Below are 559 nucleotides of genomic sequence, written 5' to 3' on the forward strand. Positions count from 1 at the left end.
GTGAACGCTGGGTGAACCCTTGAGTAAAGAAAATAGGTCTACCTGCGCCAGTATTCTCTTAATAGATGCAAACGCTTGTCCATGCTGATCACTGATTTGCATATCGTTGATATCAATGCCGAGTGGGTACAAAGACCAGGTTAGGGACCCGTCTATCGATAAGTTTATTCCGGCTTGTTCTATAGCTTGCTGCTCAATCGTAGGTTTGAAGCGATTTGCATCTTGAAACTGAATGAACAGCGCGATACCTAGCACTGCTAATAAGGGCAGTCCGATAACCAAAAGTAAGCTGAATTTAAGAAATTTGTTCATTGCTGTATATGGCCCTTAATGAGTCGGTTTCTTGTTCAAGGTATCGTGGCTTTTTATCTTTGAAGTGTTTATTATTGCTGGTCTGCAGGATTATGTCATTGAAGCTTTTCGAATTTCTAATCGGAACGCTCATTAATAGGCTTGCCCGCACAGAAATACACCCTGAGAAAACCACCAGTGATAATAATAGTGAGGTAGGAAATGACCGTTAAAGTAAGTATTGATATTGATCGCGAGTTTACCGTTA

General features: G+C 41.0%; 1 protein-coding gene. It reads right to left on the reverse strand.

From position 1 onward, the window contains the following. A partial coding sequence (locus A3766_RS07895; RefSeq protein WP_231882859.1) for an AsmA family protein occupies positions 1–312 on the reverse strand: 312 nt, incomplete at its 3' end. Positions 313–559 lie beyond the last annotated feature (247 nt).

The sequence above is a fragment of the Oleiphilus sp. HI0132 genome, assembly GCF_001635845.1.